Here is a 21,507-nt window from a genome sequence, read left to right on the forward strand (position 1 = left end):
GGTCAATGCGCAGTTATGAGATCCGTGGCCCACTCGGTCGCTTGTGGCAGACCTCCGATGTCAAGAACGAATTCCTGTCCTTTTGCCACGCTCTTGAGGCGACAGAGCCCATCACCCTTGCTCCAGCGAGAGAGATTGCCGTGATAGCTCAACGGCTCTCGTCCGTTGTCTGGATGGAACCACTCAGGAAGAGACCAGATGCTCCGGTTCTTTTCGCCTCGGTCGGTCAGCTGCAGCGAGGGGGAAAAGCGACGGAACAGACCACCCCCTGGGCATCCCTCAGCGAGGGCTGAGTCCTTACGTGCGACGTAGAGGGCGTTGTTGGGGCTGGTATAAGCCTCGTGGTTCGCTATATGCGGGTGAGTCGCGATCCACGGGTGCTGTGCAATGGCGTCCGCGCGTCCAGCTCCGATCGAAAGCACTTGCTCGATTTCCAACCATCCGAAGAGCACATGGAGCTGGGGCGAACGCCATGCGTAGCGCCAACGCCCCCTCACCTGCTCGACCTGCCGAAACCACCCAAAAAACAGCAGCAGATCACCGGGTCCGACACCCTGTCCCTCCAGATGCGACTGGGCGGCGCCGCTCTGTCCAAAGGCCGGTCGCCACCCCGGCGACTGCAGGTCCGCCCTGCGATCGAGATCGGGATCCATGTGCACACAGGTGTCCATCGAATGCACGCCATCGCTCAGGTCGGCGAGCAAAGGCGCCAAGTCGACGGTCGTATTGAGCTGCCCCAGCTTGAACGCATCTCGCTGCGAGGGGATCGGGAGCGGGAGCAGCGTCCCATCCGGAAGGATCGGGCTCGGCATGCCACCATAACCGGCGTCGAAGCCTTTCCGTGACAGCACAAGCTTACGCGGGCCAACGGCCTCAGGCGGGAGACCTCCACCAGGCGCTTTTTGGCGAAGAGCTGACGACAACGGAATCTGGTTCATCTTGGTTTCTCCTGTTGAGCCTGAAACACCCGCCGCAGTTCCGGATCAAGCACATCCACCTGCCGCTTCGTCTGCAATAGCGCACGCTGGCCTTCGGCCAACTGGCAGTTGCGCGAGAGGGTGTCAGCGCCTTCGAAGGTGGTGGCGGTGACATCCTGCAAATTGACCACCACGGCGAGCGTATCGCCAAGGGGCTCCAGCGCGAGACAGACACGGTTGATGGTTTCCATGCTGCGGTAACGGCTTCCGGCGACCATTACGAGCAGGTTGGCGCGGTCAATCCATATGCTGGAGCGCACGCCTGGTAGTGGTCGGATGGAAGCGCGAGCGGCTTCATGGTCAATGGGGTGCGAGGCGTCTGGTATACGCAATGCCCGTAGCGTGTCCTTTTGCATCGCTTGCGTGTGGGCTTGGATCGCGCGCTGATCGCCCGTAAGCGCGGCAGTGTCGATGGCGACCAAGTGGCCCGGCAGTCGCTAGTGGATCGACAGGTTGGCCCGCTTGTTGTGGCAGATGTACGGTGTTTGTGGTGCCGTCCTCTGGCGCCTCGTTGCAACCAACAAGAGCTGTGCAGGCGACAGCGACGACGATAAGCCAGCGCTGCATGGTCATCCTTTCCCCCGAAAGTTTGGAGCAGGATAACGCCTACGGCCTGCTGAACAACTCGGATCGTCTCTTAGAGAACAGCCCCGCAGGGCGGGGCCTGGCAGTTGCCAGCATTAGCCGGCGCCAAAAAGTTCACGCGAAGGGCGAGCGCTCAAGCTGGGCACTCTGGCAAGCTCAACAGGTTGTTTGGCTGCTCTCCGTCATTCTGTGTCTTGAGATATTTGTTGCCGGCAGCGCTAAGCGCGACCACAACCCACACTGCCTGGCCGTTGGCAGTCACCCAGAACCGCCACTTTCCCGACTCGATACCAGCGATCGCGTCCTGTTGCGAAAGCTTCCATCGCGTCCCATCGGCATTGAGGCCTCCGATGTAGCGGATGCGCTCGTGGGCGCTGTAACGATCTGATTTGTTGATGCACTTGATCTGTAGGTCCGACATAGTCCTGTTCCGAGACGCTGGCCACTCCAGCTCGGCCAGAAAACTACGCCCATGTCTCACCACACGAGATGGGAGCAAAAATGAAGAAAGCCCCGCATGGCGGGGCTTTCTCTGAGAGGTTGCGAGCTTAGGCTGTCGCTGGTTCTGGCGCAGGCGCCTCTACCGCCCCCGCCCTGCCCCGCGCAAACCGCGCCGACAGCATCTTGCGCATCTCATCCAGCCCCTGCCCCTTACCGGCGACCTTGAGGAACGCGTAGCCCTGCAGGGCGTTGGTCATCAAGTCGCTGCCGAGGGCCATGTCAGTGTCCTGGGCGCGCTGGTAGAGCTTGCCCAAGCGCAGCAGGCGCGGGCGCAGGGCGTCGAGGGTGGCGAAGTCGCGCTGGTAGCCGGGGAGGTCGAAGCTGCCGGGCAGGATGCCGGGGTTCTCGGCGAACACGTGGCCGGCCTGGCGGCAGAACGCTTCGGACTTGTCGCCCATCTTGACCAGCTGCTGGCGCTGCTCGGGGGTCAGCGCGACCAGCGGGGCCAGGCCGGTTTCCAGCGCGGTCAGCGCGGCGTCGATGGCGCCCAGGGCGTCGGTGGTGAGGTCGATGTCGACCAGGTTCTGGCTCATCGTCTTTCCTTGAGTGTGAGTTGATGACCGGCCCGCTTGGCCGGCTCCGCAGCCTAACCGTGCGCCCTCCCCTCACCCTGTAGGGTTTCGTCCCGGTAACGGATCGGCCGATCCTGTCATCCGTGTCCGCCTTTGCCGCAGCCGCATGAGCGGTACGGTGCAGGGCTGCGCCGTGCGCAAATCCTGTGCGCGCAAGGTTCGTAGAGCCGATGACGGAGCAATGAGTCTTGCGCGCGAGGCGAAAAGTGCTGGGCGCGAGGCTTGGGAGGCCCAAGCGCGATGTTCGCTGCCCTCGTGCGCAAGGCTTTTTGCCTTGCGCGCAGACTCCAAAGCCCCGCGCACGAACCCAACGGCCCTGCGCGCAAGGGTGGCGAACACCGCGTGTGGCCCGACGGACCTCGCGCCCGGACTTCGGGACTGCGCGCACAAGGCCTGTCCCCTTGCGCGAGGGAGTTTGGATCTTGCGGACGGCCCTCGGAACGTTGTGCGCGAGGATGTCATCGGGAATGGCGCTGCCCGTCGAAGCGGCTGCGCCTATGTCAGGTATCGGACGCGACCGTCGCGACCGCCGCGACCGCGGCAACGGGCTTGATCGGCAGCACCACTCTCACGCCATGCCCGCGCTCGCGGGGCATGCTCTGGACGGTGCCGCCCAGGTGCGAGGCGAGCAGTTGGACCAGGCGGGCGCCCAGGCCGTCCTTTTTCGATGGCGGGATGCCTACGCCATCGTCTTCCACGCTCAGCACGATGCCCTCGCCCGCCGGCTCCAGGGTGATCTGCACGGTGCCGCCCTGCCCGTCCGGGAAGGCGTACTTGAAGGCGTTGGTCACCAGTTCGTTGGCGATCAATCCGATCGATACGGCGACCGGGGCATCCACGGCCATGGGCGTGGCCTTGACGCGCACGACGATCGGGCGCACGTCGCGCAGCAGTTCGGCCAGGCCGTGGCCGAGCGCGCGCAGGTAGGCGGCCACTTCCACCTGGCCCTGCTTGCCGGTCTTGCGCAGACGTTCCTGCGCCTCGGCGATCACCCGTACGCGGGTCACCGCCGACTCGAGCGCGGCGCGTGCGTGCGGGTCGCTCTGGCGCATCGCCTGCAGGCCCAGTACCGAGGCCACCATCATCAGGTCGTTGCGCGTGCGGTGGGCCAGTTCATCCAGCAACAACGAGGTTTCCGCCTCCGCGGTCAGCAACTTGTTGACGGCGCCGTGCAGCGCCTCGATCAACCACGCGGTGGCGCAGCCGATCGCCGCGTACAGCAGGATGAATAGCATCTCTTTGGGTTCGGGCGCGTTGCCATGCCGCAGGAGGTCGACCATGTCGTCGCCCAGCGCAGCGCTGAGCAGGGTGGCGAAGAGTCCCGCCGGCCGGCCGAAGAACAACGCCGCGAGGAACACCGCGGGCAGGAACGGCAGGTAACGGTGGAGCGCGGGGCGATAGGTGTACTCGAACAGCAGCACCGCGAGGACCAGCCCTGCCGCCACGACGTATCCCACGGCGGCAGGAGGCCGCTTCCGGGAAAGCACCGTGACGATCAGGTTTTCCATACGCCCCGCGCACCCGCGTTTGGGCGCAAGGTATGTGACTTCGCCGTTAAGCGTTCGCGCAGGGACCGTGAATGAACCGTGTAACGCGGCCCCGATTCATTTCGGCGCTGACACCGTCCGTCAAGGCGAAATCAGACCTGCGCCCTGCTAGCGCCGGCCTCGGCCGTGGTGATGGCCGGCATCAGCTCGGCCAGCGCTGCGGCTATATCGGCCTGGCGGAATGGTTTGGCCAGGCGGGACAATCCATGGGTGTCCTCGGCCTGCCCGCTGTAGCCGGTGATCAGCAGCACCGGTAGCAGCGGTTGCGAGCGGTGCAGGCGCCGCGCCAGTTCGGCACCGTCCATGCGTGGCATCTTGTAGTCGGTCACCACCACGTCGACGCGCAGGCCGTCCTGGAGCTTTTCCAGCGCCTCCGCGGCGCCGCCGGCTTCGACCACGCAATGGCCGAGTTCGCGCAGCATCGCGGCCGTGCCGTCGCGCACCAGTTGTTCGTCGTCGACCAGCAGCACATCCAGCGGCCGTCTGGCGGCGTCGAGCCGGGCCGAATGTGCCTCGCGCCGGGGTGCCGCCGCGGTGGCGGTGACCACCGGAAGCCACAACTCCACGCGGGTGCCCTCGCCCAGCGTGCTGGCGATCGCAAAGTGGCCGCCGAGCTGGCCGGCCAGGCCATGCACCATCGACAGGCCCAACCCGGTGCCGCGGCCGGTTTCCTTGGTCGAGAAGAACGGCTCGATGGCGCGCGCCAGGGTTTCCTGGTCCATGCCGGTGCCGGTGTCGCTCACGCAGACGCGCACGTAGTCGCGCACGGGCAGCTCCGGCTGGCCGGGCCCGGGCGCCACGACGTCCGCGCCGATGGTGAGCGTTCCGCCCCGGGGCATCGCATCGCGCGCATTGACGCACAGGTTGAGCAACGCCAACTCCAGTTGGTTGGGATCGGCCAGCGCCTGCGGCAGCTCCGACGGGAAGACCGTATGAAATTCGATGGTCGAACCGACCGAACTGCGGATCAGGTCGCGCATGCCTTCCAGCAACGCGACCATGTCCACCGGCTGGGTCTGCAGGCTCTGGCGCCTGGCGAAGCCGAGCAGCCGCTGCACCAGGATCTTGGCGCGCTCGGCCGACTGCAGGGCGCCGTCGATCAGCCGGCCGGCGCGTGCGTCGGCATCGGCGAAGCGGCGTTGCAGCAGGTCGAGCGCGCCGGTGATCGGCATCAGCAGGTTGTTGAAGTCGTGCGCCACGCCGCCGGTGAGCTGTCCGATGGTTTCCAGCTTCTGCGCCTCGTGCAGTTTGGCCAATGCCTCTTGCCGGGCCGAGGTTTCCTCGCGCACGCGCTGTTCCAATGTCGAGGTGAGCACGCGCAGCGACTGCTCGGTGGCCCGCTGCTCGGTTACGTCGGTGTGCACGCCGACCCATTCGCGAATGGCGCCTTCGCGGTCGAAGGTGGGAATCGCCCTGACGCTGAAGCTGCGCCAACGTCCCTCGCGCGTACGCAGGCGGTGCTCGACGTGGTATGGCCGTTGCTCCGCAACGGCGGCCCTCCACGCGTCCAGCGTCGGCTGCACGTCGTAGGGATGCAGCACCGCAGTCCAGCCGTAGTTGACGTATTGATCCTGGGATTGCCCGGTCAATTCGGTCCAACCCGGCTGCTCGCCCTCCATTTCGCCTTTGGCGTTGGTGCTCCACAGCACGCCCTGCACTGCCTGGACCGCGGCGCGGAAGCGTTGCTCGCTGTCGTACAACGCGGCCAGCCGTTCGCGCGCTTCGTATTGCCGGCGCCGCCCGCGCAGGGCCGCCTGCGCCAGGCTGACCAGCGTGGTCGGATGGAATGGCCGTTCCAGGAAGGTCACGTTGCCCAGCACGGCGAGCAGGCGCCCCGCGGCCGGGTTGCGCTCGATGCCGCCGCGGCTGGTGACGAGGATGAAGGGGAAGTCCGACCAGCGTGCCTGCGCCTCCAGCCACGCGGCGAGCGGATGCAGGTCGGCCGGGAGCAGGCTTTCCTCGGTCACCAGCGCCGTACCCGCGCCGGCGGCCATCTCGCTGACCAGCATCCCCAGCGATGGGCATGCGAGCGACCGCAGCCCGGCCTCCGCCAGGATGGCCGCGGCCACCTGCGAGTCCCGCCCATGCGGCGCGAGGATCAGGATGCGTTCGGAAAGATGTGGGATCACGACTGGTCCGGCATCAGGCGCTTCTCGTCGGTTGTCCCGGCAAGCGTGGGTACGCCCCGCAACACGCCCTGGAACTGGGTCAGCGGTTCGCCAAGCTGGAAGCCCTGCGATCCCAGGCGGTATTCGCGGATCGTATCCTCGTGGGCGCTGGCGCGCTTCTTCACCACCGAGATGGCACGCCGCACCCGCCCGGCAGCCTCGAAGTAACGAAGCAGCAGGACGGTATCGGCCAGATAGGTGACGTCCACCGGCGATTTCATGTCGCCCACCAGGCCATGCTGTGCCACGGTGAGGAACGCCGTGGCGCCGCGCCGGTTGAGGAATTGCAGCAACTCATGGATGTGCAGCACCAGCGCCTGTTCCTCGGGCATCGCGGCCTGATAGCCGTTGAGGCTGTCGATCACCACGGTGCGCACGCCAGCTTCCACGTGCTCGCGCACGCGTGCTGTGAATTCGCCCGGCGTCATCTGCGCCGCGTCGATCTGCTCGACCACCAGGTGGCCGCTGTCGACCATGCCCTGCATGTCGATGCCCACGCCGAGCGCCCGCTGGAACAGCAGACCCCGCTCCTCGTCGAAGATGAACATCGCGGCGCGCTCGCCGCGGGCGACCGCGCCGGCCACGAAGGTCAGCGCCAGCAGCGACTTGCCGGTGCCTGCCGGGCCCAGCACCAGCACGCTCGATCCGCGCTCGATGCCGCCGCCCAGCAGCGCGTCGAATTCCGGCGACGGACATCGCAGCATGTCACGCTCGAAGCGCTCGCCGTGCTCGCCCGACACCAGGCGGGGATACACCTGCACACCGCCGGCGCGGATCACGAAGTCATGGTAGCCGCCGCGGAATTGCCGGCCACGGTACTTCAGCGCGCGCAGGCGGCGGCGCTCGGCACCGTAGTCCGGCGAGAGTTCATCCAGTTGCAACACGCCATGGGCGACGCTGTGGACGGTCTTGTCGGTGCTCTCGCTGGTCATGTCGTCCAGCATCAGCACGGTCGCGTCCGAGCGCGCGAAGTAGTGCTTGAGCGTGAGGATCTGGCGGCGATAGCGAAGCGAGTTCTGGGCCAGCAGGCGGATCTCCGACAGGCTGTCCAGGACCACTCGGTCCGGGTCGATGCGCTCGAACGCCTCGAAGATGCGGCTGGTGGTCTCGCCCAGTTCCAGGTCCGAGGAATACAGCAGGCTTTGCTGCTGCGCTTCGTCCAGCAGGTTTTCCGGCGGGACCAGTTCAAAGATCTCCAGGCCGTCCAGCGACCATCCGTGCGAGGCAGCCGTGGCCCGCAGCTCGTTCTCGGTTTCGGACATCGTCACGTAGAGCCCGCGCTCGCCGGCATCCCGGCCAGCCAGCAGGAACTGCAGTCCGATGGTGGTCTTGCCCGTGCCGGGGTGGCCCTCGAGCAGGAACAGCCGGCCTTTGGTGAGGCCCCCGTTGAGCACGTCGTCGAGACCGGCTACGCCGGTGGAGGCCTGCCCAGTCAGGTGATCGTCCAAGCGTCTACCCCCAATCAAATCATCGTGAATGCATTTTCTTACCACAGCCTGTTCGGCGGTGGCGCGAAGGCCGCGCGGCGCTCGCCTGACCTCATCATCCCGGACCGATCGTCTGCATGACGGCCGCTGATATTCGTGTCGCAGGGCTTACCCTTGGCGCCTGCCGAAGCACAGCCACGCCATGACGAACATCCACTATCTGATCGTCTACCAGCCCGGGGCCGAGCGCGTCCCGGCGTCGGTCTTTTTTGTCGATGACTCGGCCGGGACCGTGCACGGCCTTTACTTCGGCGCCGCCGGCAGCGGCACGTCGGACGAGGCGTATTTCCGCATGGAAGTTGCGGCGGGGAGCGTCGGTCGGTTTCTCGAGTGCGACAACCCGGAAGACCCGGCCTACCGGGTCGATCGGGCCGGCGACCGTCGTCGGCGCCTGCCGCCGCTGTCGCCCGCCGATGCGGCGGTGTTCGTCCAGCTTCGCAGCTACCGGCAGACCTGGTGGACATTCGAGGAGGACGACCACGTGCGCATGCACGCCAGGCGGGTCGGAACCATGTCGTCCGTGGGCAGCGAGCTGTGCGCCCGCTCGTCAGGTTTCGACGACCGGGTACTCGACCTGATCCGGCGACACTGGTCGCTCGGCGGGTTCTGAGGACTGTCGCCCGGCACGGTTCGTCCAGGCTTCAGGCAAGCGCTGTCTTCGGGCGAGCCCGCATCCCGTGCAGCACCAGCCACACCAGCGGGAACATCAGCGCCGTGACCGCCATGCCGGCGTATTCGTAGCGCGCGCCCTCGAGCACGTGCTGCAGGCGCGGCACACCTTGCCCGTCGAAGCCGGCCATGAAGCGATAGCACACGTTGCCGCCCCAGTGGATGCCGATGCTCATCCAGAGCATGCCCGTCCTGTACACGGTCCAGGCCAGCGACAGGCCCAGCAGGGCCGAGAACGCCAGATTGCCGAGGTCGAAACCCTCGTTCCAGGCGTCATCCAGCGCATACACCACGACGGTGAGCGGCACGTACCAGCGCATCAGCCCGAAGCGGCGGCAGAAGGCCAGGCCGTAGCCGCGGATCATCAGGTCGTTGATCGCCGAGGCCAGGAACATGCCGAACAGGGCCTTGCCCAACAACGGCAGCGCGAATGCCGCGTCGCGCCATCCGGCCAGCTCGAACTTGCCCATCGCGTAGAAAACGGAGTTCTTCAGCGCCCAGATGCCGAAGCCGATCGCGAAACCGGCCCACAGCCACCGCGCCCATCCGGCCGGCCTGGCCAGGCCCAGCGGTTCGCTCCGATCGATTCCCAGCCCGTACCGGCAAACGAGGAACAGCAGCAGGAAGAACACGCCGACATAGGCCAGCCAGACGGGTATGGCCATGCCGACCAGCCGTGGCACGAGATTGGCGTAGAGATCCAGGACGGCAAAGCCGAGGAGCCATCCGGCGATGGCGGCAAATCGCATCATGGGATCGGAGCCAGGCACGCCGCTGGACGGCGGCGGCGCATGGTAATACGTACCGTGGCTCCGCCGGCCATCGCATGCCACAGTCAGGAACAGGCCGCCGTGGAGATCGCGGAAACGATCGCGGTGGACCGTGCCCGGCGGGTTGTAGACCAGCAGCGGAACATGGGTTTCGGCCGGCGCTCCGTGCGCCGAGGACAGGTAGCTGCCGTGCAGCAGCAGCACGTAGTGCTCCTCGGCATGGGTGTGTTCCTCGATCGCGTGCTCCGGCACGGTGGGTACGAGCCGCGCGAGTGAGAACCCCGGTGCATGCCAGCGCGCTTCGTGCTGGCCGAGGAACTGGTCGTGGCCGAAGATGCGGGGCGCCTGCAGGGTCGGGCAACCATCGGAGAAAGGCGCAGCTATCAATCGGCAGGCCGCCACTGCAGTGCCATGCCGGATGGCGGACCGTGGATGGCGAAAGCGACGGGTGGCGACGGGTTGCCTACAAAAAGGGGCGCCGCATCCCTGCGGCGCCCCCTCGCGTCCCTGCGCTGCCTGCGGTCATTTGGCCGGATCGGCTTCCAATCGGAACGCATCGATATGGATGACGCGTCCCTTGGTGGGACGCTTCCTGCCATCGACGCGGACGAACGAAACGGTGATCTGGTCCAGGTTGTCCGGCCAGGCCCGCTTCAGGGCTTCGGTGGCCGGGAACACCAGCCTCGCCTTTGCGCCGCCGCTGGCGCTCATGTGGTCCATGGCCTGCATGTCCATGCCCTGCATGCCCTTCATGCTCGCCTTCATCTGCGCGACGCTGATCTCGAACGCGCCCACCATGCCGACCAAGAAGTTCCGTTCCTCGCGTGCGGCGACGCCCTGCTGGGGCAGGTTGACGAACACCTTGTAGAAGTAGCCGCCCTTCTTGCCCAGGCCGGAGACGTCGACGCCATCCAGCACCACGCGCACGGGACCGGTGCTGTCGGCCGCCGCCGGTTGCACCGCTGCCGGCTGGATCATCGCCGAGCGCACGCGGTTGGCGTCCTGCGGGGTGAGCGTGACCTGCACGCTGATCGAGTTTTCGTCCAGGTCCAGCGGCTTCGACGCGCCCAGTGCCACGTTCCCCACGGCCGCCGGCCGTGCGGTGGTGCCGCCAAGGCTGAACGCCTCGGTCGAAGCGACGGACGCATTGGTGGCCGACGGCGAGGGATCTGCGGGCAATCCGGCCGGCATCGTTTCGTCGTCGTACTGGTAACCCAGCTTGACCGTGGTGTTGCGGGTCCACACGCGTGGCATGGAATCGACGGCCTTGCCATAGAAGTTGTCGCCGTCCCAGTAGCTCGCGGTCGTAGCGGGCTCATGGCGCCCGCCGCCGGCGTTCAGCCAGGCGACCCACAGGCGATCGATATTGGCGTGGTGCACCCAGAACAGCGGATCCCTGGGCGAGTAGGCGATCCAGGCCATCACGCCGCCGATGAGGTTGTGGACCGGATTGTGCGGGTGCATCTCGACCTGCGGCTCGAATGCGTCGGTGGCCCCGGTGTAGCGCACGAAGTTCGTGATCTCGGGGGCGAACGGATCCATGCTCAGTGCGCCGTAGACGTCGGTGCCCTGGCGGTCGCCGCGGTAGAGCGAAGAGGTCGAGTCCAGGAACTCCGCGGGCACCGTCGGCTGGTCGTAGTAGTTCCAGTAGGGCAACACCAGGTTCGGGTCGCCGGAGACCTGCCGCAGCATCTCCTCGAAGCGGTACAGGAAGCCGCGGTGCCAGGACAGGAAATAGGGCTTCCCGTGCGGGCAGTTGTAGCGGTGCACGATGGCCCAGTATTCCCAGGAAGCCGGGTCGGTCGACGTCTTGTTGGCCCGCATCGTCTGGACGGCGTAGAGAAGTGACGGATAGGTCGGGCCGGTGCAGAAGGCTGGCCAGCTTTGCCGCACCCGCAGGTCTGCGGAAACGGCCAGTTTCGGCAACATCGGAAGTAGCGCCACGGTAAGTGACGATTGCAGGAAACGTCTCCTGGAAATCATGGGTAATCCTCCGGACGGCAGCCTCGCCAGTCACCCATGCCATGGCGTGGGTGAACCTGTGCCACACGAATCGCCGCCATGTGTAGTGATGCGCGACCTGCACGCGGAAACAAAACCGTCGGCCGGAATTGCGGCGCCGTCTATCGGCCGCCTGCCCCGCCGAGCGTCCCGCGCTCCTCTTCCCGGCCCCGCCTGTTCATGACCCTCTCAGTGAAGCGCGCGGGTCGTCAAAGGCCAGTAAAAATTCGCGGAGTACCTGTCATCGCAGATAAGCGTTGAGGTCGCATTCATATCGACGGGTCCGCTTCCACGCTGAATGCACCGATGCGGATGGTCTGGCCGCGTGTCGGTTGCCTGCTGCCGTCCACGCGCACGAAGGAAATGACCAGCCGGTCGAGCCGGGTCGGCCAGATCCGGCGCAGGGCGTCGGTGACCGGAAACACCAGGCGCGCGCCGCTGCCGTGGGCGGCATGCATGTCCATGCCCGGCATGCTCCCGCCCGCCATGCTGGCCTTCATCCTGGCCACGCCGATCTCGAAGGCACCGACCGAGCCGAGCAGGTAGGCCTGCGCGGGGTTGCCCGCACCACCCGGTCCGGGCAGGTTGACGTAGACGTTGTAGAAGTAGCCGCCCTTCTCGCCCAGGCCCGTAAGCCGCACGTCGTCGAGGACGACGCGCACCGGACCACCTTCCTGCGCTGCCGTTGCGCTGTCCGTCTTGAGCATGGCCGAACGCACGCGATCGGTGTCCTGCGCGGTGAGCGGCACGTCCACGCTGACCGAGCGCTCGTCCAGCACCAGCGGCCGCGCCACGCCCAACGGCGCACTCTGCACGCTGGCCGGCCGGACCGGTATGGCGCCGGCGAGGCTGGAAGACGTCGTTCGCGTGAGATAGCCCGACGGCGGCAGCGAGGTGGGCAAAGTCTGGTTGTCGTACTGGTAACCCAGATAGGTGGAGGTCGATGCGGTCCACGTCCGCCGCATGGAGGCGATGGCGCTGCCGTACTGGAAGCTGCCGGACCAATAGCTGTTGTTGATCGGCGGCTGGCTGCGCCCGTCGCCTGCCGCCAGCCATGCCACCCACAGGCGGTCGATGTTGGCGTGGTGCACCCAGAAAATCGGATCCCTCGGCGAGATCGCGATGGAGGACATCGCGCCGCCGATCAGGTTGTGCACGTTGTTGTGCGGGCGCGGCTCGACGACCGGCTCGAAGGCGTTCGGCTTGCCGCGCTGGAACGCGGTGAGGGTGTCGGAGAAGGCATCCAGGGTCAGCCCGCTGCCCACGTTGGTGCCCTTGCGGTCGCCGCGGTACAGCGGCGAGGTGGGATCCAGGAACTCATAGGGGAGCGCCGGGTTGTCGTAGTAGTTCCAGTACGGAAGCACCAGCGTGGGATCGCCCGAAACCAGCCGCAACTGGTTCTCGAAGTTGTAGAGGAAGCCGCGATGCCAGGCCAGGAAGTACGCCTTGCCGTGCGGGCAGAGCTGGCCATGCACGTTCACCCAATACGCCCACGAATTGGGATCGGCGGTGTTGATGTACGCCTTCATGGTCTTCACCGCCGTGGTGAACGACACGAACGATGGACTGAGGCGGAACACCTCCCAGCTTGGCCGGATGCTGAGAGTGGCCGACAGCGCCACCCGCGGCAGGAGCGGAACCAACGCCAGCGAAACCGAAGACTGCAGGAAGCGCCTTCTGGAAATCATGATGCTCTCCGGGGGATCTTCGGGCCCTTCGAGCGCGATCGCCGTGGCTCTCCTGGCCGCGGAACCGGTCGTGGGGACGGGCCCATGACACACGTGCAAACCTTCTGTGCCTCGGTCGAGACAAACGAAACGGCAGTGTGCACCTCACTACGCACTGCCGTTCCGTCTCGCCCGGACTCCTGCCTTTTCGGGGGCGTCGGCAGTGAATAGCTGCCCGCGTCAATGGGCGGTCAAGGCAGCCGCCGAAGCTGCTTGGGCGGGTTGGGAGGGTTGGCCGACCCGCGCGAACGAGCGCCCCACCGGGCCCGACGGCCCGCTTTCCCGTCCCGCGCCACGACCGGCTAACATGCGCGTTCGCCCGGCACCGCAACGGCTCGACAGCACCGTAGCGCCGGACCTGAGTGGAGTGGACCGTGATCGAAAAATTCTCGACTGGCATCGATGGGCTGGACCAGCTGACCGATGGCGGTTTCCTCCGCGGCTCGGCCTACATCGTCCAGGGCCCGCCCGGCGCCGGCAAGACGATCATGGCCAACCAGTTCTGCTACGCCCACGTCCGCGACGGCGGCCGTGCGCTCTACATGACGCTGCTGGCCGAGTCGAGTTCGCGCATGCTGGCCTACGTCAGTCAGATGGGCTTCTTCGAAGGCAGCGCGCTGCCCGACGCGATGCAGTACGTCAGCGGTTATGGCGTGCTCGAGCGCGAGGGCCTGCCGGGCCTGCTCAAGCTGGTGCAGCACGAGCTCAAGCGCCATTGCGCCACCGCGATGGTGCTCGACGGCACCTTCGTGGCGCAGTCGGTGGCCTCGGAACAGGAGTTCCGCGCCTTCATCCATACGCTGCAGGGCGTGGCCGGCATGGCCGGCGCGGTGCTGATGATGCTCACCCACCAGAACCGCGACGCCAGTTGCCCCGAGCACACCATGGTCGACGGCTGGATCGAGCTCAGCGACGAGACCGCCGGCTTCCGCGCCTATCGCACCATCCAGGTGCGCAAGCACCGCGGCGCCTCGATCCTGCCGGGCAAGCACCGCTTCCGCATCACCCAGGAAGGCATCGCGGTGTTTCCGCGCGTGGAAAGCACGCTGGACGCGACCGCGCCGTCGAACGCCCCATCCCACCGCATCGCCATCGGGCAACGCGATATCGACGGCCTGCTGCAGGGCGGCCTGCCGGCCGGATCGGCCACCTTGCTGGTCGGTCCCACCGGCTCGGGCAAGACCACCATCGGCATGCACTTCCTCTCACTGTCGAGTGCGCAGGAGCCGGGGCTCATGCTCGGCTTCTACGAAACGCCCGCGCGCATCCGCATGAAGGCGCAAAGCGTCGGCATGGACCTGGGCGCGCCGATCGAAGCCGGCGCACTGGAAATCCAGTGGCTGCCGCCGGCGGAGAACATCGTCGATGAGATCGTGCGCGACATCGTCGCCCGTGCCCGGGCGCGCAGCGTCAAGCGTGTCTTCATCGACGGCCTGGTGGCGATCCGCGACAGCCTGGTGATTTCCAGCCGCATGCCCTACGTGATCAATGCGCTGAGCATGCAACTGGGCGCGATCGGCGCGACGGTGGTGTACACCTCCGAGATTCCCGAACTGCAGATCGAGCAGACCCAGTTGCCCAGCGACGAGCTGTCGGCGATGGTCGACAACGTGCTGCTGCTCAACACCGGCCGGCGTGCGCATGCGTTCCGCCGCTACCTGTCGGTGATCAAGCTGCGCGACAGCGACTTCGATCCGCGCACGCAGGAGTTCCACATCGGCGGCAGTGGCATCGCCTTCGGGCCCGACCCGCGGGTAGCCCCCGCCGCGGCTGCGGACTGATCATGCTTCGCGTTCTTCTCGTCGAAGACGAATCCGATGTCGCGCTGGTGGCAGCTACCGTGCTGGAGGATGCCGGCTATCACGTGACCGTGGCCACCGATGGCCACGAGGGCCTGGAGATCGCGCTGCAGGAACAGCCCGAACTGGTGATCAGCGACTTCATGATGCCGCGCCTCAGCGGACTGGAGATGATCGAGCGCCTGCGCGACGCCGGCTTCGAGCGGCCGATCATCCTGACCACCGCGATCGCCGAGGATTTCCTGCCGTCTCACCCGGGCTACGACGCCTACCTGGCCAAGCCCTACGGCACGCGCGAGCTGCTCGCGCTGGTGGAGGCCTACCGCATGAGCCTGGGTCGCTGATACGCCATCCGTAGGATGGGCTTCAGCCCACCATCCGGCGATTGCAGGCACGGCGGGCTGAAGCCCGCCCTACGCATGTTGGATGTCCGTCGCGGCGAGCGCCCGGGCATGCACGCCCTGCACGGCGCGTCCCGAGGGATCTGCGCTGGCGGCGAACGCGGGATCCCAGGCCAGCGCCGCCGGCGAGGAGCAGGCGATCGACTTGCCGCCTGGAACGGTCGCCGCGCAGGCCTCGCCCGGGAAGAACTTTTCGAACAGCGCACGGTAGAGATAGGCCTCCTTGGTCGCCGGCGTGTTGTACGGCCAGCGCGCCGCGGCGGCGGCGAACTCGCGGTCGCTCACCGCCTGCTCCGCGTGCGCCTTGAGCCCGTCGATCCAGCCGTAGCCGACGCCGTCGCTGAACTGCTCCTTCTGGCGCCACAGGATCGCCTCGGGCAGCGCGCCGTCGAACGCCTCGCGCAGCACCGCCTTCTCGATGCGGCCGCTGCCGGCCATCTTGTGGCGGGCGTCGAAGTCCATCGCCGCCTCGATGAAGGCCAGGTCCAGGAACGGCACGCGCGCCTCCACGCCCCAGGCCATCATCGCCTTGTTCGCGCGCAGGCAGTCGTAGCCGTGCAGCGCGTCGAGCTTGCGCACGGTCTCCTCGTGGAAGGCCTCGGCCGAAGGCGCCTTGTGGAAGTACAGGTAACCGCCGAACAGCTCGTCGGAACCCTCGCCGGAGAGCACCATCTTCACACCCATCGCCTTGATCCGCCGCGCCAGCAGGAACATCGGCGTGGAGGCGCGCACGGTGGTGACGTCGTAGCTCTCGATGTGGCGGATCACCTCGGGCAATGCGTCGAGCCCCTCCCAGAAGGTGTAGACGAAGCCGTGATGCACGGTGCCCAGCGCCTCGGCGGCCAGTTGCGCGGCGGCCAGGTCGGGCGAGCCTTCCAGCCCGATCGCGAAGGAATGCAGGCGCGGCCACCACGCTTCGCTCTGCCCGCCGTCCTCGATGCGCTCGCGCGCGAAACGCGCGGCGCAGGCGGCGACCAGCGATGAATCCAGCCCGCCGGAGAGCAGCACGCCGTAGGGCACGTCGGTCATCAGCTGGCGCTGCACCGCCTGTTCCAGTGCTGCGCGGAGGTCGCCGGGCGCCCTGCCCTGCGTGGCGGCGTAGTCGCGCCACGGCCGCCGGTAGTAGCGGCGCAGTTCGCCGCCGGCGCTGTCGTAGACGTGGCCCGGCGGGAACACCGCCACGTCCGCGCATACGCCGGCGAGCGCCTTCATTTCCGAGGCCACACATAGGCGGCCGGCCGTGTCGTGGCCCCAGTACAGCGGGCACACGCCCAGCGGGTCGCGCGCGACCAGGTAGCGCTGCTCCGCGCCGTCCCACAGCGCGAACGCGAAGATGCCGTTGAGTCGCGCCACCCATTCGACCGGATCGGCGCCTTCGCGGTGAAGCGCGTTGATCACCTCGCAATCCGAACCGGTGGTGAAGTCGTAGCGGCTGCCCAGGCGCAGTTCGCGATGGTTGTAGATCTCGCCGTTGACCGCCAGCGCGAGCGCGCCGTCGCGCGAACGCAGCGGCTGCGCGCCGCTGGCCGGGTCGACGATGGCCAGCCGCTCGTGCACCAGGATGGCGCCGGCGTCGATGAACACGCCGGACCAGTCCGGCCCGCGATGGCGCTGGCGTTGCGAAAGCTCCAGCGCCTGCCGGCGCAACGCCGCCAGGTCGTCGCCCGGCGCAAGGTCGAACATTCCGAAAATGCCGCACATGATGTGATTCCCCTCGTCGTTTTTCATGGCCAGAAAACGACGAAGGCCCGCACTGGGCGGGCCTTCGTCGCGTAGTTGTTGCTCGAACGTACGGCTACGCGCCGGCCCCCTTGTGCAGGCGACGATTATTGTTCGAGCGGTTGTCCAGGGCCGACCGCACACATGCCGCGCAGGGCGCGGTGGCGAAAGCGGAGCGGGCGGTGAACGTGGACATGGCGCGAGTGGAGCAGGTTTCTTTCAGGCGCGCAAGCGGGCGCACGCCGGTCAGGCGTGGTGCTCGCGGAAGGATTCGCTGATCCAGGCCTTGGCCTCGGCCAACTGGTCGTTGCGGTAGAGGCGGAATTCGCCGGGCACGGTGAAGCCCATCGTGCGGGCGACCAGGCGCAGCCAGTTGACGTCGGTCACCAGCGCGATGCGCTCCCAGCCGCTCCAGTGGCGAAAGCCCAGCTTGGTGTCGTCCCACATGGCGCCCGGCTCGAAGCCGGTGAACTCGTGGCCCACGTGGTAGAGCAGGCGCAGCTTGCGGTTGAGCGCGAAGGCGGCCTCCACGTCCGGCACGAACACGTTCTCGTAGTCGGCCGCGGTCACCTTGCCGCGCGCGGTGAAACCCAGCGCGCCGGCTGGCAGGTCGGTCATCTGCTCGATCATGGGGTGGTCTCCGCGTGGTCGGAACCCCATCGAAGCGCGGCGGGCGCGGCTATGCAAGCGTGGGTGCGTGAAAGCTTGCGTGGTGGATGGGCCTTGCGGCCCCCAGGCGCTGGGCAAAACAAATCCGCCAGCGCGGCGTGCGCCGGTCAGGCCGGCTCGACGTGGCGCAGCAGCAACCGCGCGGTCTCGCGCCCCTGCCACTCGTTGATGGTCAGCTCGTACACCGCGCGCAGGCGCGGGGGCGGCGCGCTGGCGCGCACGTTGAACATCACCGCCTCGTGCACGCCGCCGTCGCGCGGATCGCGCAGGCTCAGCCGCCAGTGCCGCTCGCCCATCACCCGCCACTGCGCGCATTCGAACAGGTTATCGAACAGCGGTTCGGGGAAGCCCTGCCCCCATGGCCCGCCGTCGCGCAACTGGCGGGCGAGGTCGAGGCCGAAGGTGCCGGGCGGCAGTTCGCCGTCGGTGTAGAGGACCGCCTGCAGCCGTTCCTCGTCCAGCCACTCGCGCGCAATGGTGTCGAAGGCGTCGGCGAAGCGCGGGTAGTCGCTGGCCTTCAGGCTCAGGCCGGCGGCCATCGCGTGGCCGCCGAAGCGTTCGATCAGGCCAGGCATGCGCGCGTCGATGGCGGCCAGCGCGTCGCGGACGTGGAAGCCGGCGATCGAGCGTGCCGAGCCACGCAGTTCGTCGGGCCGGTCTTCTTCGGCGGGCGCGAAGGCGATCACCGGGCGGTGCAGGCGCTCTTTCAGCTTGGAGGCGACCAGGCCGATCACGCCGGCGTGCCAGGACGGTTCGTACAGGGTCACGCCGGTGCGCTCGCCCATGCCTTCCAGCCCGAGCGCGCCGATCATGGCCTCGGCCTCGGCCACCATGGCCTCCTGCAGTTCCCGCCGTTCCTGGTTGATCGCACTGAGCCGTCCGGCCAGGTGGCGCGCCTGCCCCGGATCGTCGGCCAGCAGGCATTCGACGCCCAGGCGCATGTCCTCCAGCCGGCCCGCGGCGTTGAGGCGCGGACCCACCGAGTAACCCAGGTCGCTGGCGCAGACGCTGGCCAGGCTGCGTTTGCCCGCCTCCACCAGCGCGGTGATGCCCGGGCACGCGCGACCGCTGCGGATGCGCTTGAGACCGGCCTCGACCAGCACGCGGTTGTTGAAATCCAGCGGCACCAGGTCGGCCACGGTGCCGAGCGCCACCAGGTCGAGCAGGGAAGAAAGATCAGGTCGGCCGCTCTTGCGAAGAGTGCGGCCATGGATGGCCGCTTTTTGATCTTCGCGATCAGGAAGATCGCACGGATAAAGCGCTCCGCGGACCGCGAGCAATAGGTAGAACACCACGCCCACGCCGGCCAGCGCACGGCTCGGGAAGCTCCGGTTCATGCGGGCGTCGCCAAGACACAGCTCACACGCCGGTGCGCCATGTCCGCAGGCCCGCACGTCCAGCACGTTGGGATTGACCAGCGCATCGGCGGCGGGAAGTTGTTCACCGGGCAGGTGATGGTCGGTGACGATCACGCGGATGCCGCGCGCCTTCGCGGCCGCGACGCCGGCGACGCTGGCCACGCCGTTGTCGACGGTGACGATCAGTTGCGGCGCCGGTTCCAGCGAAGCGACCAGCGCCGGGCTCAGGCCGTAGCCGTGCGTGAAGCGGTTGGGGATCGCGTAGTCCACGCGGCGCGCACCCAGCAGACGCAGGCCGCGCACGGCTACCGCGGTGCCGGTGGCGCCGTCGCAGTCGTAGTCGCCGGCGACGACGATCGACCAGTCGCCGTTGATCGCCTCGATCAGCAGGTCAACGGCGCGTTCGAGCCCGCCCAGCGACTGGGGCGCCAACAGGTGGCGCAGGCGATGCTCGGCCTGCGCCGGGTGCAGCACACCGCGCGCGGCGTAGACCTGACGCAGCACCGGATGCACTGCGTCGCTCCAGCCCTCGGGCGTGCCCAGCGGGGCGCGGCGACGCAAGGTCGGTGTCGTCACGCGCGGGTCCCGCGCCAGAAGCGCCACCGATGCCAGGGACGGTGCTCCCAGCGCTCGCCGCTGGCGAAATTCAGTCGCAACGGGTGCCGGCGGGCAAGGCTTTCGATCGTCGCCGCCCAGGTGCCGGTGAGCGCATAGGCGGGAAGATCCTGCAGGTCGAGCAGCCAGGCTGGCGGCAGGTCTTCCAGTTGTCCCTCCGAGGGACGCGCGCGGTGTCCGATGCCCGCGCGCGCGGCGAGCGCGCGCAGCAGCGGATCGTCGCTCAGCACACCTTGCAGTCCGGTGCCGACCTGGCCGGGCAGCGCGCCCGCGCCCCACAGCCACAGGCTGTTGACTGGCGGCTTGCCGGCGGCGCGGCGCTGCGCGTTCAACGGATGCTGGTGCAGCGCCACCTGCAGGTCGTTCTGCAGGATGCGCCAGCGGCGGCCTTCCGGCCCCTGCGGCAGGTGCTGCAGCAGGTTCTCGCCGAGCGCCTGTTCGGGCGCTGGGAAATCGGGCACCGCCGTGCCGGGCGGCAGGCGCAGGTGCCAGCGGTCGGGCGTGGTCAGCACCAGTTGCATGCCCTGCTCCTCGAGCAGCGGCACCAGCGGCTCGGCGAACGCCCCGGCCTCGGCCTGCGACAGTTGCATCTGCCCGCAGGCGAGCAGGCGCGCACCATTCATGTCCGGCTCGACCCAGGCCGGATCGGCGCACAACCACGAGGCCTCCCCCGCGTCACCGGCAGCCAGCTCGCGGGTGAGTGCGCCGGCGGCCAGCAGTGGCGGCGCATCGAACCAGGCGGCGAGTCCGGCCAGGTAGCCCTGGGGACCATCGTCCAGCCGGTCGGCCCGGGCGAGCAGGCGGCGCAGCGGATGCGCGGTCTCGAAGCGCGCGAGCGCGGGCAGCCACAGTTGCGCGCTCATGCGCTGGCCGCCTCCAGTTGCTCGTAGAGTTCCAGCCATTCGGCCTCGAGCGTTTCCTTCTCGCGGCGCAGGTCGGCCTGGCGCTGGCCGAGTTTCATCAGTTCGGCGGTCGGGCCGTTGTAGGTCGCCGGATCGGCCAGCCTGGCCTCCAATGCGGCGAGGTCGGCATCGATGGCGGCCACACGCGCCTCGACCTTCTTCACGCGCGCCTTGGCCACCTTGTCCTGTTCGCGCTGGGCGGCCGCGGCCCGACGGCGATCGGCGGCGGACTCGGTCGGTGCCGCCGGTTCGCTGGCCTTCTTTACGGCCGAACCGCGCGAGCGCAACCAGCGTGCATAGTCGTCCAGGTCGCCGTCGAAAGGCTCGACCGACCCGTCGGCCACGCGCCAGAAGCTGTCGCAGACCAGCCCCAGCAGGTGGCGATCATGGGAGACCAGCACCAGCGCGCCGTCGAAGTCGGCCAGCGCGTCGGCCAGCGCTTCGCGCATGTCGAGGTCGAGGTGGTTGGTCGGCTCGTCGAGCAGCAGCAGGTTGGGCTTGTCCCACGCGATCAACGCCAGCGCCAGACGCGCACGCTCGCCGCCGGAAAAGCCGTCGACCGGCTCGAAGGCGCGGTCGCCGGCGAAGTTCCAGCCGCCGAGGAAGTCGCGCAGCACCTGCGCGGCCACGCCCGGCGCCTTGTCCTGCAGGTGGTCGAACGGGCTGGCTCCCTCGCGCAGGCTTTCGACCGTGTGCTGGGCGAAGTAGCCGATCTTGAGGTCCTTGTGCGCCTTGCGCTCGCCAGCCAGCGGCGGAAGTTCGCCGACCAGCGTCTTGACCAGGGTGGACTTGCCCGCGCCGTTGGGGCCGAGCAGGCCGATGCGTTCGCCGGCTTCCAGGCGGAAGCGGACGTCCGAAAGGACGACCGCTTCCTGACGATAAATCTCGCCCGAAAGGGCGGCGTTCGCCCCCTCTCCCCCTCGGGGAGAGGGTTGGGGTGAGGGGTCAAGGCTTGCCTCGGGCAACATCGAAGCACGCCCTGATGTCCCTTCCCCGCGAGTCCCGGGAGTCGACCCACCCCCCCCCCCCCACGGGGGGGG

General features: G+C 67.8%; 18 protein-coding genes. 3 read left to right on the forward strand and 15 right to left on the reverse strand.

Features of this window, described 5'->3' with window-relative positions; translation table 11 throughout:
* Nucleotides 1-2: 2 nt before the first annotated feature.
* The 7 genes from AAIL17_RS14350 to AAIL17_RS14380 all read right to left on the reverse strand — a co-directional run bounded on the left by AAIL17_RS14350 (nucleotide 3) and on the right by AAIL17_RS14380 (nucleotide 7,798).
* Nucleotides 3-938: a hypothetical protein gene (locus tag AAIL17_RS14350; protein WP_424683536.1), complete on the reverse strand. Its 936-nt coding sequence runs from the start codon at nucleotides 936-938 to the stop codon at nucleotides 3-5.
* Entirely contained in the window at nucleotides 935-1,399 is a 465-nt protein-coding gene (locus AAIL17_RS14355; RefSeq protein WP_424683537.1) for a hypothetical protein, read from the reverse strand. Before AAIL17_RS14355 ends, AAIL17_RS14350 begins: the two co-directional genes overlap by 4 nt.
* Before the next feature lie 296 nt (nucleotides 1,400-1,695).
* Nucleotides 1,696-1,983, reverse strand: coding sequence for a DUF3892 domain-containing protein (locus tag AAIL17_RS14360; RefSeq protein ID WP_424683538.1), 288 nt, complete (start codon nucleotides 1,981-1,983; stop codon nucleotides 1,696-1,698).
* 127 nt (nucleotides 1,984-2,110) lie between these two features.
* The gene (locus AAIL17_RS14365; RefSeq protein ID WP_424683539.1) at nucleotides 2,111-2,596 is read right to left on the reverse strand and encodes a hypothetical protein; all 486 of its coding nucleotides are present in this window, start codon (nucleotides 2,594-2,596) and stop codon (nucleotides 2,111-2,113) included.
* A 539-nt stretch (nucleotides 2,597-3,135) separates the two neighbouring features.
* Nucleotides 3,136-4,080: a histidine kinase dimerization/phosphoacceptor domain -containing protein gene (locus AAIL17_RS14370; protein WP_424683540.1), complete on the reverse strand. Its 945-nt coding sequence runs from the start codon at nucleotides 4,078-4,080 to the stop codon at nucleotides 3,136-3,138.
* A gap of 194 nt (nucleotides 4,081-4,274) precedes the next feature.
* Nucleotides 4,275-6,311 (reverse strand): ATP-binding protein, encoded by a 2,037-nt coding sequence (locus AAIL17_RS14375; RefSeq protein WP_424683541.1) that lies wholly within the window; start codon nucleotides 6,309-6,311, stop codon nucleotides 4,275-4,277.
* Entirely contained in the window at nucleotides 6,308-7,798 is a 1,491-nt protein-coding gene (locus AAIL17_RS14380) for an ATPase domain-containing protein (RefSeq protein WP_424683542.1), read from the reverse strand. Before AAIL17_RS14380 ends, AAIL17_RS14375 begins: the two co-directional genes overlap by 4 nt.
* 181 nt (nucleotides 7,799-7,979) lie before the next feature.
* Here AAIL17_RS14380 and AAIL17_RS14385 point away from each other — a divergent pair, with 181 nt between their 5' ends.
* Nucleotides 7,980-8,447 (forward strand): hypothetical protein, encoded by a 468-nt coding sequence (locus AAIL17_RS14385; RefSeq protein WP_424683543.1) that lies wholly within the window; start codon nucleotides 7,980-7,982, stop codon nucleotides 8,445-8,447.
* Between the two features lie 31 nt (nucleotides 8,448-8,478).
* On the opposite strand, the gene AAIL17_RS14390 is transcribed toward AAIL17_RS14385, so the two are convergent.
* The 3 genes from AAIL17_RS14390 to AAIL17_RS14400 all read right to left on the reverse strand — a co-directional run bounded on the left by AAIL17_RS14390 (nucleotide 8,479) and on the right by AAIL17_RS14400 (nucleotide 12,965).
* Complete coding sequence (locus AAIL17_RS14390; protein WP_424683544.1) at nucleotides 8,479-9,663, reverse strand: CPBP family intramembrane glutamic endopeptidase; 1,185 nt, start codon at nucleotides 9,661-9,663, stop codon at nucleotides 8,479-8,481.
* A 135-nt stretch (nucleotides 9,664-9,798) separates the two neighbouring features.
* Nucleotides 9,799-11,259 carry a tyrosinase family protein gene (locus AAIL17_RS14395; RefSeq protein WP_424683545.1) on the reverse strand — a complete coding sequence of 487 codons (1,461 nt, stop codon included), beginning with the start codon at nucleotides 11,257-11,259 and terminating at the stop codon, nucleotides 9,799-9,801.
* Nucleotides 11,260-11,546: 287 nt separating this feature from the next.
* A complete protein-coding gene (locus AAIL17_RS14400; protein ID WP_424683546.1) occupies nucleotides 11,547-12,965 on the reverse strand; it encodes a tyrosinase family protein in 1,419 nt (472 codons plus the stop codon).
* A 413-nt stretch (nucleotides 12,966-13,378) separates the two neighbouring features.
* Here AAIL17_RS14400 and AAIL17_RS14405 point away from each other — a divergent pair, with 413 nt between their 5' ends.
* Entirely contained in the window at nucleotides 13,379-14,785 is a 1,407-nt protein-coding gene (locus AAIL17_RS14405) for an RAD55 family ATPase (protein WP_424683547.1), read from the forward strand.
* 2 nt (nucleotides 14,786-14,787) lie between these two features.
* Nucleotides 14,788-15,147, forward strand: a complete 360-nt coding sequence (locus AAIL17_RS14410) for a response regulator transcription factor (RefSeq protein ID WP_424683548.1) — start codon at nucleotides 14,788-14,790, stop codon at nucleotides 15,145-15,147.
* A 69-nt stretch (nucleotides 15,148-15,216) separates the two neighbouring features.
* On the opposite strand, the gene asnB is transcribed toward AAIL17_RS14410, so the two are convergent.
* From asnB to AAIL17_RS14435, 5 genes are all read right to left on the reverse strand, one after another.
* The gene (gene asnB, locus AAIL17_RS14415) at nucleotides 15,217-16,905 is read right to left on the reverse strand and encodes an asparagine synthase B (protein ID WP_424683549.1); all 1,689 of its coding nucleotides are present in this window, start codon (nucleotides 16,903-16,905) and stop codon (nucleotides 15,217-15,219) included.
* Between the two features lie 264 nt (nucleotides 16,906-17,169).
* Nucleotides 17,170-17,553 (reverse strand): STAS/SEC14 domain-containing protein, encoded by a 384-nt coding sequence (locus tag AAIL17_RS14420; RefSeq protein ID WP_424683550.1) that lies wholly within the window; start codon nucleotides 17,551-17,553, stop codon nucleotides 17,170-17,172.
* Between the two features lie 146 nt (nucleotides 17,554-17,699).
* Nucleotides 17,700-19,526, reverse strand: a complete 1,827-nt coding sequence (locus AAIL17_RS14425; protein ID WP_424683551.1) for a single-stranded-DNA-specific exonuclease RecJ — start codon at nucleotides 19,524-19,526, stop codon at nucleotides 17,700-17,702.
* The gene (locus tag AAIL17_RS14430) at nucleotides 19,523-20,428 is read right to left on the reverse strand and encodes a phosphoglycerate mutase (protein WP_424683552.1); all 906 of its coding nucleotides are present in this window, start codon (nucleotides 20,426-20,428) and stop codon (nucleotides 19,523-19,525) included. Before AAIL17_RS14430 ends, AAIL17_RS14425 begins: the two co-directional genes overlap by 4 nt.
* The coding region (locus AAIL17_RS14435) for an ATP-binding cassette domain-containing protein (RefSeq protein ID WP_424683553.1) at nucleotides 20,425-21,507 on the reverse strand (1,083 nt) is incomplete at its 5' end. The genes AAIL17_RS14430 and AAIL17_RS14435, both read right to left, overlap by 4 nt.

It is taken from the genome of Frateuria sp. YIM B11624 (assembly GCF_049727805.1).
In the GTDB taxonomy this organism is placed as follows: domain Bacteria; phylum Pseudomonadota; class Gammaproteobacteria; order Xanthomonadales; family Rhodanobacteraceae; genus Frateuria_A.

Bases quoted from the DNA above. Each gene is read 5' to 3' on its own strand.
- asnB (WP_424683549.1), bottom strand. From the start codon at position 16,905: ATGTGCGGCATTTTCGGAATGTTCGACCTTGCGCCGGGCGACGACCTG.
- AAIL17_RS14400 (WP_424683546.1), bottom strand. From the start codon at position 12,965: ATGATTTCCAGAAGGCGCTTCCTGCAGTCTTCGGTTTCGCTGGCGTTG.
- AAIL17_RS14385 (WP_424683543.1), top strand. From the start codon at position 7,980: ATGACGAACATCCACTATCTGATCGTCTACCAGCCCGGGGCCGAGCGC.
- AAIL17_RS14350 (WP_424683536.1), bottom strand. From the start codon at position 938: ATGAACCAGATTCCGTTGTCGTCAGCTCTTCGCCAAAAAGCGCCTGGT.
- AAIL17_RS14430 (WP_424683552.1), bottom strand. From the start codon at position 20,428: ATGAGCGCGCAACTGTGGCTGCCCGCGCTCGCGCGCTTCGAGACCGCG.
- AAIL17_RS14410 (WP_424683548.1), top strand. From the start codon at position 14,788: ATGCTTCGCGTTCTTCTCGTCGAAGACGAATCCGATGTCGCGCTGGTG.
- AAIL17_RS14420 (WP_424683550.1), bottom strand. From the start codon at position 17,553: ATGATCGAGCAGATGACCGACCTGCCAGCCGGCGCGCTGGGTTTCACC.
- AAIL17_RS14360 (WP_424683538.1), bottom strand. From the start codon at position 1,983: ATGTCGGACCTACAGATCAAGTGCATCAACAAATCAGATCGTTACAGC.
- AAIL17_RS14395 (WP_424683545.1), bottom strand. From the start codon at position 11,259: ATGATTTCCAGGAGACGTTTCCTGCAATCGTCACTTACCGTGGCGCTA.
- AAIL17_RS14365 (WP_424683539.1), bottom strand. From the start codon at position 2,596: ATGAGCCAGAACCTGGTCGACATCGACCTCACCACCGACGCCCTGGGC.